Origin of the sequence: Algibacter lectus, assembly GCF_900112395.1 — a bacterium.
In the GTDB taxonomy this organism is placed as follows: domain Bacteria; phylum Bacteroidota; class Bacteroidia; order Flavobacteriales; family Flavobacteriaceae; genus Algibacter; species Algibacter lectus.
The window spans coordinates 70,673-84,876 of sequence record NZ_FOLN01000010.1 but is presented as its reverse complement, the minus strand read 5'-3'; the positions used below and the strand labels follow the sequence as shown (position 1 = coordinate 84,876).

Sequence of the window (14,204 nt, the reverse complement as noted above, 5' to 3'; positions counted from 1 at the left end):
AATTATTTATGTCGAATCCAATATTGCGTAAGGTATAAAAATGCAATATAGCCTCGAACTTGTAGCTTACCTGTTTCTTTATCTAACACAATTCTACATTTGTACTCTTTACCATTTTCAGCATCGAAAATAGTTCCATTTTTATAATGCTCTCCATGTTTTTCGAGTTCATTGATAATAACCATACCAAGAATAGGCTTATCTTTTTTATCACCTTCGCAATCTTGACACAAGGTGTTTTTATCAAAGGGTTCAAGAATTTCTATAACCTTGCCGTACACTTTACCATTTTCTTCATAAATATCGATAATACATTTGTGCGCTCCTGTTTCATCATCAACTGTTTTCCATTGTCCTAAAATGTCTTGAGATTGAACTGATATCGACAGCATGCAAATTGTAATTAACCAAATGTATTTCTTCATAATTAAAAGCTTTTTCTAAGTTTATTTAATGAGGCGTTCAACTCGTAACCAAGCAACAAAATATTAGAGTTGAGCCATAAGTAAAACATTAATATTAATAACGCGCCAATAGACCCGTATAGTTTATTGTATTGTCCGAAGTTTTCGATATACAAACCGAAAAAATAAGACGTTAATATAATAAGTAAGGTTGTAAAAAGAGCACCTATTGAGAAAAAATTAGAATATTTCCCTTCTTTTGTGCCAAAATAATATAAGGTTGCCGTTGCTAAATACACCATAAGTACAAAAAATAAATACTTTACAACATCGGTCCAGAACAAGCCTTGGCTCGCTACCTCGTAACCACGATGCTCTAAGGCATCAAACAAGCCTTGCACCACGTACAACTGAAAATAACCTAACACCACAATGGTAATAATAAGTAAAAATGCCAATATTAATGCAATACCTAATGCATACAGATATTGTTTAAACACATTTCGGGTAAGTTGCTCGTGATACGAGTTCTCGAACCCCGAAAACACTGCATTTACACCATTTGCCATTAAACCAATGGATAAAACAAACACAGAGGATAATAGACCGCCACGCTGCGATTGGTCGATGTTTTCAAAAATATTTTCAAAGAAAAAATCTGATGTATTTGGTGGTAAAAACGATTCTAGAAACACTAAAAATTCTATTTTAAAATCATCTATAGGTACATATGGAATAATGATAAGCACAAATAATAGAAACGGAAAAATAGCCATAAAAAAACTAAAAGCGATGGCACTAGCTCGTGTAGCTAAAGCACCTTTTGCAATCCCGATAACATAAAGCTCTACTAAATCGTAAAATGAAAGACCTTCTAACCCTGGTAATTTTAATTTTTTTAAAAACCGAACCAAGATATTAATTACAGGAATTTTATCTAGCTTGTCTTCAATGGGTTTTGTCATTAATAAAAAATTAAACAGAATAAATACAAAGTTAATAAAGTAATTACTGAAAGCAAGGTATAAAAAAAGAGTGTCTATATAGACACTCTTTTATATATTTTATGAAATTAAAAACTATTTCATCGCTTTTAAACTTAAATCCATATTGTGTACAGAATGCGTTAACGCTCCACAAGAAATAAAATTAACTCCACATTCGGCATAATGACGAATTGTTGCTTCGTTAATATTTCCAGAAGATTCTGTTAAACACTTATTACCAATTAATTTTACCGCTTTTCTAGTATCTTCATAATCGAAATTATCTATTAAAATACGATAAACACCTTCTGATTGTAAAATCTCTTCAACTTCACTTAAATCGCGAGCTTCTACCATAATTTGTAAATCTCTACCAGTTTCTGTTAAATATTCTTTAGCCATAGTAATGGCTTTAGTAATTCCTCCAGCAAAATCGATATGATTATCTTTAAGCATAATCATGTCGTAAAGTGCAAATCTGTGATTTTCTCCACCACCAATTTTTACAGCCCATTTTTCTAACACACGAATTCCTGGTGTAGTTTTTCTAGTATCTAAAATTTTAGTTTTAGTACCTTCCACCAAATCCACAAACATTCTCGTTTTAGTAGCAATAGCACTCATACGTTGCATTGCGTTTAAAACCGTACGCTCTGCTTTTAAAATAGATTGAGAAGAACCTTCTACATACATAACAATATCTCCGTATGTTACCTCTGTTCCATCTTCAATACGTACATCTAATTTTAAATTTTTATCTACGTAAGCAAAAACTTTTTTAGCAAAATTAACACCGCCAATAATACCTTTATCTTTAACTAAAAGTTTAGCTTTTCCTCTTGCATTTTCAGGGATACAAGCTAAAGAACTATGATCACCATCACCAACGTCTTCACGTATAGCGTTAGAAATTATCATTTTCACTTCTGTATCAAATTGTTCCTGTGTAATCATAATTTGTTTTTGGTTTGCAACAAAAGTAAGAAATTGATTTACGAAAATAAATTTTACTTTTACGAAATTTAAGAATTTTTCTTATTTAAATACATTATTCATAAATACTAAATAGTAATTTTGCTTATATGACTATCAAACTTATTGCCATAGGAAAAACAGACAACAAACAACTTTTAGCGTTAATAGCTGATTATCAGAAGCGTTTAGGTTTTTACATTAAGTTCTCGTTAGAAATTATTCCGGATATAAAAAATTCTAAAAATTTAAGTGAAGATTTACAAAAACAAAAAGAAGGCGAACTTATTTTGAAGAAATTAAGCAATACCGACACCTTAATTTTACTTGACGAGAACGGAAAACAGTTTAATTCTGTAGGTTTTTCTGACTATTTGCAAAAACACATGAACTCTGGAATTAAGCAATTGGTTTTTGTTATTGGTGGACCTTACGGATTTTCGGATGAGATTTACGCCGTAGCAAAAGGTAAAATATCTTTATCTAAAATGACATTTTCGCACCAAATGATTCGCCTGTTTTTTATTGAACAACTTTATCGGGGTTTTACTATTTTAAGAAATGAGCCTTACCACCACCGTTAGGTTAAAATTATAATTTTTAAACTTTTAGTAAAACAGATTTTAATCTAAGATTTTATTAAAACCTTATTCAAAAGCAAAAAAGAGGGCTAAAATAAAATTTCAGCCCTCTTTCTAACTTGTATATGATACTCTTAAATTCTAGTGCGTTTTATAAACTTCTTTACGTTTTTTAAGTTGTTTTTCTAAATCGTTAACTGTTTCTCTAACCGACACCTCAAAATTACGCTCGTTTGATGTTGCAAATATTCTTGGTCCTGGTAAGCTTAATTCAATATTACATATTTTACCAGCATCATGAGCCTTTTCATCTTGTTTAAAATGAACCGTTGCGCTTATTAAAAACTCATAACGATTAAATAATTTCTCTAATTTCTCTTCTGTGAAAGCTGTTAATGTTTCGCTTGCATCTACTCCTACGTATTCAAAATTTACTATCATAACTTATATTTTATATTATCAAATATAGCTTTGGGAATTCTGATTTTAAATGATTTTCGTCATATATAAAACGCTTTTAACCCAACTAACTCATACTCAACAGCTCTCTAATTACTTTCTTTTATTAATTGTTCCATTATGCTTTTAAGCTTCCCTGGCTCAATAGGTTTTATAATATAATCTGATATATCACTAATTCTTTTAGCCTTTTCAATATCTACAGGATCTACAGATGAAGACACCATATATATTACTGTTTTCTTACCAAGCTTAGATTTAATTTTAACATACTCTTCCATAAATTGATAGCCATCCATAATAGGCATATTAATATCTAGAAAAATAACATCTGGAAGCTCATCATTTTGGTTTAGATTGCTTAACAGAAACTCTAAGGCTTCTTCTCCATCAGAAAAAACTTTTATATTTTTTTCAAACTCCAATAACTCCAGTGTTTTCACTACAGTAAATTGATAAATATCATCATCATCAACTATGCAAATATTAACAGGTGTATTCATCATAACTCAATTAATTAAAATTAATATAAAACGTAGTACCCTCGTTTACTTTACTTGTTGCATATATTGTACCATTCAATGCTTCTACTTGTGTTTTAACCATAAATAAACCAACACCCTTTGCTTCTGGATGCCTATGAAATACTTTGTTAAGGCCAAATAATTTATGACCGTGCTTTTCTAAATCAATTCCTAAGCCATTATCTTGAAAGAACAATCTAACTTTTCCATCGATAATCTCAGATTTAATAAATATTTCTGGAACACGATTTTTAGAGCGATACTTAATAGAATTCCCTACTAAGTTAAGAAAAATACTTTCTAAATAAATTCTATCGTATTTTATTTTTGATATTTCGGAGAAATCGCTAGTAATAATAGCCTCATTCTTCATGATTTGCCCTGTTAAAATTTCTTTTGTTTTATTTAAAACATCATTAAATTTAAGTTTTTCAAATTCTTTAGGTGTGTTGTTTTTAATTTTAACAGCATCTACTAAAGTATTTAATGTCACCGTAAGGTGATTTATTACTTTTTCAAATTTCTCGAACAAAAATGCTTTATCATCTTCACTAACTGAAGCGTTATACAGACCTAGAAGCGAATTAAGATTACTTACTGGAGCTCTTAAATTATGCGATGTAATGTGTGCAAAATCGGCTAATTGATTATTATTTTTAATTAATTTTTGAGCTAGAATCTCTAAATCATTTTTAGCTTTAATTATTTTATTTTGAGCCGACTTTTGATCCGTAACATCCCTTATTACAGCAGATATTAACATCCCTTCTTCTGTTTTCAAGGGGCTTAAGCTCATTTGTATAGGGAATTCCCTTCCATTTTTATTAATAGCGAACATATCTCTACCTTCAGACAGTTCGGTTGTTTTCGGTTTATTAAGAAACGATTTTCTCTGAAACTCATGATCTTCTAAAGATCGAATTGGCAAGAGTAAATCTATAGGTTTATTATAAATTTCGTCTATTTTATATCCAAAAAGTAATTCTGCCTGCTTGTTTATAATTTGAATTAAGGAGTCTTCATTAGTAATTACCATAGCATCTGGCGCAGACTCTAGTAAGCCTCTAAACTTATTCTCAGCCATTTTCTGGGCTGTTACATCTTGGCAAGTTCCTGTCATTTCAATAACTTCACCATTAGCATCTGTAGCCACCTCTGCTAAGAGTTGAATTGTTTTTAAAGAACCATCTGGCAACGAAATACGATGTGTTAAATCTAAAAAGTCTTTATCAGCAATAGCCTGCTCTACATGCTTTGAAACAAGTTCTTTATCATCCTCATAAACAGAACTAAAATAGGTATCATAAGCCAACTCAGTATCTTTATCCAATCCAAAAATTTTATAAAGATTAGCAGACCATTTTACCTCATTTGTGATAAGGTCCCACTGCCAATTACCCATCATGGTAATTTTCTCAGCAAAAGTTAACAATTGATTTTTACGTAGCAACTCTGCCTTAGCTAATTTTTGCGCCGTAATATCCCGTATTGCCGCAGAAACTAAAACACCATCTTCCGTTTCTAATGGACTTAAAGTTATTTGAACGGGAAATTCTTTTCCCTCCTTATTCATAGCTGCTAAATCTTCTTCCCCCGAAGATTCAGTTCCTACTAAATCTCCTAATAACGTATCAACTTTAGCTTCGCAGCCCGTTAAAAAACGTTTAGGCAATAGTAAATCGACAGATTTATTATATAATTCTTCAATTTTATAACCAAACATTTTCTCTGCTTGCTTATTAATCATTTGAATTTTGGAAGCCTCATCAGTAATCACCATAGCATCTGGCGCAGATTCTAACAAGCCTCTAAACTTATTTTCCTCCATTTTTTGTTCGGTAACATCTTGGCAAGTTCCTATCATTTCAAAAATTTCTCCTTGATCATCAAGAATTACCTCACCTAAGAAATGAACTGTTTTTATTTTTCCTCTACTTGTAACTATGCGGTGTATAAAATTATCCGGAAACTTCTTTTCTAAAAAAGCATCTTCTATAAAACGCGTAATAAATGCTTTATCGTCGGGATGCACATAACTAAAAAACGTATTATAATTTAAATTCTCATCCGTTACATCATGCTCAAAAATACCATACAAATTAGCCGACCACTTTAGGGTATCTGTAACAACATCCCATTGCCAATTCCCCATCTTTGTTATTCTTTCAGCAAAATTTAGAAAATGATTCTTACGCAAAAGTTCGGCTTCAGCCATTTTATGTTCCGTAATATCTTGGGTGGTTCCAATCATTTCGATAATTTCACCTTGATCATCAAGAATAACCTTACCTAAAGAATGTACGGTTTTCAATTCACCATCTGTAGTAATAATACGGTGTATAAAATTACTCGGGAACTTTTTTTCTCTGTAAGCCTCATCTATATATTTAGTAACCAAGTCTTGGTCTTCTGGGTGAACAAAATTAAAAAACGTATAATAATTTAAATCTGTTTCGTTTTTATCACTTCCGTAGATACCATGCATATTGTCCGACCATTCTAATGTATCAGCAACTACATTCCATTGCCAATTCCCCATCTTGGCTATTCTTTCAGCAAAACTTAAAAAATGGTTTTTACGCAATAACTCACTTTTAGCCAATTTTTGGGCTGTAATATCTCGTATTGCTGCTGACACCAATACACCTTGCTCCGTTTCAAGAGGGCTAAGACTTATTTGTATTGGAATTTCTTTTCCTTCTTTATTAATGGCATACAATTCTTTTTCTTCTCCTATAGATCGAACGTGAGGTTTTTCAAAATAGTTTTCTCTATGCCCCTGGTGAGGTCCTGAGAATCTTTGAGGAATTAGTATTTCTACAGATTGCCCTAACAATTCGTCTATGTTATAGCCAAATAATTTTTCAGCTTGTTTATTTATAAGTTGAATTTCTCCTTTTTCATTAGTTATTACCATGGCATCTGGAGCAGATTCTAATAAGCCTCTAAACTTATTTTCTGCCATTTTCTGTACGGTAATATCTTGGCATGTTCCAATAATTTCAATAACGTCTCCTACTTCATTTGTAATTACCTCACCTAATAACTGAACTATTTTCACATTTCCTTTAGCAGTAATTATACGGTGTACAAAGTTGTTTTCAAATACTTTGTTTTCTAATGAAGCTTTAGCATGAAGCCCTACTTTCTCCTTATCCTCTGGGTGAACAAACTTAAAAAAATCATCAAACCCCATAGTATCCACATTAAGGTCTACCTCATAAATCTCATACATTCCACCTGATAACTTCCCTGTATTATTGACAACATCCCACTGCCAATTTCCCATTTTGGTAATTTTCTCAGCAAATGTTAATAATTGATTTTTTCTTAAAAGTTCGTTTTGAGCAATTCTTTTTTCCGACACATCGGTTGATACTCCTAAATACCCAATAAGCTCACCTTCTTCATCTTTTATAGAAGTTAAGGTTAATTGTACCGGCAGCGTTGTTCCGTCTTTTCTTAAATACGTCCATTCACGAGTATCATAAGCATTATTTTTGGAGAGTTCTAACTGCGCATTAAAGCCTTCGGAATCTTTTCCATATAGATCAGCTATATCTATTCTAAACCTATCGAGTTCTTCTTGTAAATGATACGAGCTTGGTCTTTTTAGACCAATCATTTCAGATGCAGAATATCCTGTTAGAAGTTCAGCTCCATGATTAAAATGATTAATAATACCATCTGCATTAGTAGAAACAATGGCTATTGTTCCAGAATTAAAAATGGCTTTCAATTCTGTATGCGCTTTACTTAAAGCAAGCTCAGAACTTTTTATCTTATCAATATCTTGAAAAATCCCGTAAATACGAACACATTCGCCATTTACTAATTCAGCCTGACCAATGGCCCGCGTCCAAACCGTTTTTCCATTAGCTGTTACTAATTCCAGTTCTATATCGTAAGACGTACCATGCTCCATTGCCTTTCTAACAGCTTCTTGCATGGCATCTCTACTTTCTCCCTCCTTAAAAAAATTAATAGCCGTTTCTAAATCTGGCTCATAATCTAAAGGTAACTCATGTATTTCAAAAACAACTTTACTCCAAAATATGGTGCCTTTTATTAAATCAACATCCCAAGTTCCAATACGAGCAATTTCATTTGTTTTTTCTAATATTTTTTCTATCCTATCTTTTTCTTCCTCTTTCTGTTTAATATGCGTAATATCACCGGTATGCATAATTAAGCCTCCAACAACACCTTCGGAAATATACCAAGGCCGCACATCCCAATAAATCCATTGCACTGTGCCATCCAAACGCACAAAAGGAGCTTCATCACAAACATCTATCGCTCCATTTAAGCATTTTTGATGGTTGGCTTTCCACTCGTCTCCAATTTCAGGAAAAAGATCATAATGGCAGCGACCAACAATCTCTTCATGTTCCATTTTATAATCTGAAATCCATTTTTTAGAAGCTGCTATATAGCACATATTAGTATCTAACATAGCAATAGCTGTTGGAGCCTGCTCTATAAATATTTTATTATTGGCTTCTTTAATTTCCAAATCTGTTTTAAGCTTTCTAAGCTCGGAAAGGTTTGATTTTATTTCAGCTCTTGACGCTTCTAACTCATAGTTAGAAGATTTTATTTCTTTTAAATTGAACAAAAATTTCTTGAATGCTGGGCGTATCACTGTTAAAAAACCACCTAGTAACAATAAAAAGGTTCCTATAGCAAGAGAATAAATAACAGTTTTTAAAGTTTTTAGATTTTTCTCTCCTTCTTTTTGATATTCAGAAATTAAAGTATCAATATTTTCAAAGTAAGGCTTCTCGAATTCTGCAATATTTTCTAATTCTGCTTTTAATAATTCAAAATCAGATTGACCAATAACATTTTTACCAAAAGCTGATAATTTATTTAAATAGGATTTATTTTTTTCTAGAAGAACAGCTACAGTTTCGCTATTTTCCTTTTTGTTATTAATAGCCTGCTGATATGCCTGTAAACTATCCCATTGTTTTGTAACATTCGATAAATTGTCTAGTAAGTTTATATTGGCCTCCTGCTTGTCGTCATACCCAATACTAAACGCAATTTTAGAGATACGCTGAGCCAAAACACGTTGTTTTCCAGCAACACTAATTAATTTAGAATCTAAAATCTGTGAGCTGATACTACTTTGAACAATAAACAAGGCAGTTAAAGTGATTATTATAATAGAAGAGACAAATAGTAGATATCTTTTCTTTATAGATTTTTCTAATTTTTCCATTAATAGCTTTTAGCAATCAATATTAATTGACTTTACTTAACAAAAATTATTTTTATTTTAATTCTAATATTTAAAAATAGAATGCTATTATTACACTTAAGCCACATTGGAATAAGAAAAACACGAAACAGAGGGATATATGTATTATTATTCGGGGCTACAAATATTAACAAAACTATGCCAAAATATGAAATTATATATAATTATGTACGTTTTTTTTACAATAAGTTAAACTAAATAAGACTTTTACAGTCATAAAAACCCCACATTACGAATGAGACTAGTTTTTGCTACAAATAATATGAATAAAATAAAAGAAGTACAATCTTTAATTCCGAGTGAAATTGAACTTCTTAGTTTAAAAGATATTGGCTGCTTTGAAGATGTGCCTGAAACTCAAAATACAATTGAAGGTAATGCCAAGCAAAAAGCCGAATACATAAAAACGAATTATAATTACGACTGTTTTGCTGACGATACAGGCCTAGAAGTTAATGCTTTAAACGGCGAACCAGGAGTTTATTCGGCACGTTATGCAGGAGAACAGCGTAATGCAGAAGATAACACCAACAAACTTTTAACCGAATTACACAATGAAACCGATAGATCTGCCCAATTTAAAACGGTAATCGCACTACATCTAAATGGAGAACTGTATACATTTACAGGTATTTGTAAAGGTGAAATTACAACACAAAAGCATGGTAAAAAAGGTTTTGGTTACGATCCCGTTTTTAAACCCAATAACCATAACAATACCTTTGCCGAAATGGACTTAAGTGTAAAAAACAGTATTGGCCATCGAGGTAAAGCTGTTAAGCAGTTAGTTGATTTTTTAAATGAAAAAAATTAAGCATAACGCATTAAAAAAAAATCTTTTTGGGGTTGGCTATTAAAATTGTTTTATTACATTTAGTCTATGACAGAGGAATACTTAGAAAAAGAGAATGCGGCCATAAAAAAAGCGTATAAAGAACTGCTAAAGGTTAGTTACACTACGCTTTCTGATGATGATAAAAAACTAATTCGTAGGGCTTTTGAAGTTGCCGTAGACGGACATAAAGACCAACGCCGTAAATCTGGAGAAGCTTACATTTTCCATCCCATTGCTGTGGCCAAAATTGTAGCTCAAGAAATTGGCTTGGACGGCACCTCTATTGCCGCTGCTTTACTGCATGATGTTGTTGAAGATAGCCCAGATTATACCATAGAAGATATTGAAAAACAATTTGGCAAAACCATTGCAACCATTGTTGCTGGATTAACCAAAATTTCTTCTTTAAGTAAAGATCAAGATATGGATGTTTCGCTCCAAGCGGAAAACTTTCGTAAAATGTTACTTACTCTAAATGATGATGTTCGCGTTATTATTATAAAAATTGCCGATAGGTTGCACAACATGCAAACTATGGATTCCATGAGGCCGGATAAACAAATTAAAATTGCCTCGGAAACCCTTTATATTTATGCTCCTTTAGCCCACCGTATTGGACTTTATAATATAAAAACAGAATTAGAAGATTTAGGCTTAAAATATCTAGAGCCTTTAGATTACAACGATATTTTAAACAAAACTAAAGAAAGCAAAAAAGACCAAGATCTTTATATTGAACAATTTAGTGAAGTTATTAAACACTCTCTAGACAAAGAAAAACTAAACTACACGATAAAAGGACGTCCGAAATCTATTTTCTCTATTAGGAAGAAGATGATTAACCAAGGGGTATCTTTCGATGAAGTTTATGATAAGTTTGCAATTAGAATTATATATAAATGTGATGCCGACCCGCAGAACGAAAAATTTCTTGCTTGGAAAATATATTCTATAGTTACCGATCACTTTAGGCCAAACCCTATTCGTCTTCGCGATTGGATTTCTTCACCTAAAAGTACAGGCTACGAGGCGCTACATATTACAGTAATGGGGCCAAAAGGCCGTTGGGTAGAAGTGCAAATACGTAGTGAGCGTATGAATGAAATCGCCGAAAAAGGTTATGCAGCACACTATAAATATAAACAAGGAAGCGAAAAAGAAGATAATTTAGAAAGTTGGATAAATAGATTGCAGGAAGCCTTAGAGAATCCGCATACCAATGCTGTAGATTTTGTAGAGCAATTCAAACTAAATCTATATTCAAAAGAAATATTTGTCTTTACTCCTAAAGGAGATTTAAAATCTTTACCAAAAGGTGCCACAACTCTCGATTTTGCATTTAGCATACATACTGAAGTTGGTATGAAAACGAGAGGCGCTAAAGTTAACGGCAAGCTGGTACCGCTTAGTTACGAGCTAAAAAGTGGAGACCAAGTCGATATTTTAACTTCAGAAAATGCCAAACCTAATCCAAACTGGTTAGATTACTCTACCACGGCGCGCTCACGAAGTAAAATTAAATCTGCCTTAAAAGAAGACAGAAAACTTATAGGAGAAGATGGTAAAGAAATTTTACGCAGAAAATTAAAACAACTTAAAATTAACCTTAACGAAGCTTCTGTTAACGAAATGGTTAACTACTTTAAGCTTAAAACAAGTTTAGATTTATTTTACAGAGTTGGTCTTGGTACTATAGATAACACCATGCTTAAGGCATATGCAGCATCGAGAAGTAATGCTTTAATGAGTTTCCTTAAAAGTAAAATAACTCGTAAAGCCAATATTAATACCGACGAATTAGAAAAAGATGAAATTACAGCAAAATACGATGCTGTTGTTTTTAATAAAGAAGAAGAAAAGCTAGATTATAAATTAGCCACCTGTTGCCACCCGATACCTGGTGATGATGTTTTTGGGTTTTTAACTGTTTCCGATGGTTTGAAAGTTCATAAAATGAATTGCCCCAATGCATTGAGTTTACAATCTAATTACGCCTACCGGATCATGCCTGCCAAATGGATCGATTCTTCTCAGCAAGAATTCTTGGCACATATTTCTTTAACCGGAATTGATCATATTGGGTTAGTCAACGACATTACCACCATAATTTCTGAGAACATGAGTGTTAATATGAAAAGTATTAGTTTTCAAAGTGACGACGGGCTTTTCTCAGGAAAAATTGATGTTGTGGTGAAGAATAAAACCCTTTTGAAAAAACTTTTAGACCGTCTTAAAAAAATTAATGGTATAGATAAGGTTACTAGAGTGTAAAAAAAGTGTAAATTTGCGATGAAATTATGGATACAAAAGTAGATACAAAAAATCAAGACATAGTTAAAAGCGTTTTTACAAGCTTTTTAGAGAATAAGGGACACCGTAAAACCCCCGAACGCTATGCTATACTTCAAGAAATTTATAATAACAACGAACATTTCGATATAGAATCTCTGTATCTTAATATGAAAAACAAAAAGTATCGTGTTTCGAGAGCTACACTTTACAATACTATAGAACTACTTCTAGAGTGCGGTTTGGTTAGAAAACACCAATTTGGCCAAAATCAAGCACATTACGAAAAATCTTATTTTGACAGGCAACACGACCATGTTATCTTAACAGATACAGGAGAAGTTATCGAGTTTTGCGATCCTCGAATTCAATCTATTAAAAAAACTATCGAAGAAGTTTTCGATATTGAGATAAATAATCATTCACTCTATTTCTACGGGAAAAAAAAATCTCCCGATAGCAAAAAGGACAACTAACTAATTTTACAATGGCAGTAGATTTACTACTTGGATTACAATGGGGAGACGAAGGCAAAGGGAAAATTGTTGACGTACTAACCTCTAACTACAACATTATTGCACGTTTTCAAGGTGGACCAAACGCAGGACACACTTTGGTTTTCAACGGAAAAAAACACGTTTTACACACTATTCCATCGGGTATTTTTCATGATGATGCTACCAATTTAGTAGGAAACGGTGTTGTTATAGACCCAGTAATTTTTAAAGGTGAACTTGACAAACTTGAAGAACAAGGCGTAGATTACAGAAAATCGCTAGTTATTTCAAGAAAAGCACACATCATTTTACCAACACATAGATTACTAGATGCAGCTAGCGAAACCTCTAAAGGAAAAGCTAAAATTGGATCTACATTAAAAGGTATTGGCCCAACTTACATGGATAAAACCGGAAGAAATGGTTTACGTGTTGGCGATTTAGAATTAAGCGATTGGAAAGAAAAGTATAGAGCTTTAGCTAATAAGCATCAGTCTATGATTTCTTTTTACAATGTTGAAATTGAATACGATTTAGACGAGCTTGAAAAAGAATTCTTTGAAGCTGTTAAAGTTTTAAAATCTCTTAAATTTATAGATTCTGAAGAATATGTTTACCAAGCACAAAAATCTGGTAAAACAATTTTAGCCGAAGGCGCACAAGGATCTTTATTAGATATTGACTTTGGAACATATCCATTTGTAACATCTAGTAACACCACTGCAGCCGGTGCTTGTACTGGTTTAGGTGTTGCTCCAGGACAAATTGGTGAGGTATTCGGGATTTTCAAAGCTTACACAACTCGTGTTGGTTCTGGCCCATTCCCCACTGAATTATTTGACGAAGATGGTGCTCAAATGGCAAAAGTCGGTAACGAATTTGGTGCAACTACAGGTCGTCCACGTCGTTGTGGATGGTTAGATTTAATTGCGCTTAAATATGCTTGCCAAGTAAATGGTGTTACTCAATTAATGATGATGAAAGGTGATGTGCTTTCTGGTTTTAAAACCTTAAAAGTATGTACAGCTTACAAATATAAAGGAGACGTTATAGAGCATTTCCCTTACAACATCGAACCAGAAAATGTAGAACCAGTTTATACAGATTTTAGCGGTTGGGAAGAAGATTTAACAGAAATGTCTGAAGCATCTCAACTTCCAAAAGCTTTAAATGAATATATTGAGTTTTTAGAAAAAGAATTAGAAATTCCTATTACTATCGTTTCTGTTGGACCAGATAGAAAACAGACAATTTTCAGAAATAAATAAAACCTATTTCTAAATAATATTTTAAGACCTGATATGTTTCTCGAAACTGTCAGGTCTTTTTTTGTTGCTTATTTCTTAACTATTAGTTAAACTAAATGCTTTCAATAAAATTCATTTTACAGT

The 14,204-nt window shown here is 32.4% G+C and carries 11 protein-coding genes; 5 read left to right on the top strand and 6 right to left on the bottom strand.

Annotation, left to right across the window (positions count from 1 at the left end):
* Window positions 1–2: 2 nt before the first annotated feature.
* The 3 genes from BM246_RS15850 to nadC form a co-directional block, all read right to left on the bottom strand.
* Window positions 3–425, bottom strand: coding sequence for a DUF2147 domain-containing protein (locus BM246_RS15850; protein ID WP_042502886.1), 423 nt, complete (start codon window positions 423–425; stop codon window positions 3–5).
* A 2-nt stretch (window positions 426–427) separates the two neighbouring features.
* A complete protein-coding gene (locus BM246_RS15845; RefSeq protein WP_074939219.1) occupies window positions 428–1,369 on the bottom strand; it encodes a YihY/virulence factor BrkB family protein in 942 nt (313 codons plus the stop codon).
* Window positions 1,370–1,483: 114 nt separating this feature from the next.
* Window positions 1,484–2,344 (bottom strand): carboxylating nicotinate-nucleotide diphosphorylase, encoded by an 861-nt coding sequence (gene nadC, locus BM246_RS15840; protein ID WP_042498210.1) that lies wholly within the window; start codon window positions 2,342–2,344, stop codon window positions 1,484–1,486.
* Window positions 2,345–2,472: 128 nt separating this feature from the next.
* Between nadC and rlmH the strand changes: the two genes are divergently transcribed.
* Window positions 2,473–2,946 carry a 23S rRNA (pseudouridine(1915)-N(3))-methyltransferase RlmH gene (gene rlmH, locus BM246_RS15835; protein WP_042502889.1) on the top strand — a complete coding sequence of 158 codons (474 nt, stop codon included), beginning with the start codon at window positions 2,473–2,475 and terminating at the stop codon, window positions 2,944–2,946.
* A 138-nt stretch (window positions 2,947–3,084) separates the two neighbouring features.
* On the opposite strand, the gene BM246_RS15830 is transcribed toward rlmH, so the two are convergent.
* From BM246_RS15830 to BM246_RS15820, 3 genes are all read right to left on the bottom strand, one after another.
* A complete protein-coding gene (locus BM246_RS15830; RefSeq protein WP_074939217.1) occupies window positions 3,085–3,384 on the bottom strand; it encodes an HPF/RaiA family ribosome-associated protein in 300 nt (99 codons plus the stop codon).
* Between the two features lie 107 nt (window positions 3,385–3,491).
* On the bottom strand, window positions 3,492–3,905 hold the full coding sequence (locus BM246_RS15825; RefSeq protein ID WP_042498201.1) for a response regulator: 414 nt from the start codon (window positions 3,903–3,905) through the stop codon (window positions 3,492–3,494).
* Window positions 3,906–3,915: 10 nt separating this feature from the next.
* Window positions 3,916–9,153, bottom strand: a complete 5,238-nt coding sequence (locus tag BM246_RS15820) for a PAS domain S-box protein (RefSeq protein WP_074939215.1) — start codon at window positions 9,151–9,153, stop codon at window positions 3,916–3,918.
* Window positions 9,154–9,427: 274 nt separating this feature from the next.
* On the opposite strand from BM246_RS15820, the gene BM246_RS15815 reads away from it, so the two are divergent.
* The 4 genes from BM246_RS15815 to BM246_RS15800 all read left to right on the top strand — a co-directional run bounded on the left by BM246_RS15815 (window position 9,428) and on the right by BM246_RS15800 (window position 14,081).
* Window positions 9,428–10,006, top strand: coding sequence for a non-canonical purine NTP diphosphatase (locus BM246_RS15815; RefSeq protein WP_074939213.1), 579 nt, complete (start codon window positions 9,428–9,430; stop codon window positions 10,004–10,006).
* 66 nt (window positions 10,007–10,072) lie between these two features.
* On the top strand, window positions 10,073–12,298 hold the full coding sequence (locus BM246_RS15810; RefSeq protein WP_074939211.1) for a RelA/SpoT family protein: 2,226 nt from the start codon (window positions 10,073–10,075) through the stop codon (window positions 12,296–12,298).
* Between the two features lie 26 nt (window positions 12,299–12,324).
* Window positions 12,325–12,792, top strand: a complete 468-nt coding sequence (locus tag BM246_RS15805) for a Fur family transcriptional regulator (protein WP_042502895.1) — start codon at window positions 12,325–12,327, stop codon at window positions 12,790–12,792.
* Between the two features lie 11 nt (window positions 12,793–12,803).
* Window positions 12,804–14,081 (top strand): adenylosuccinate synthase, encoded by a 1,278-nt coding sequence (locus BM246_RS15800; protein WP_042502897.1) that lies wholly within the window; start codon window positions 12,804–12,806, stop codon window positions 14,079–14,081.
* Window positions 14,082–14,204 lie beyond the last annotated feature (123 nt).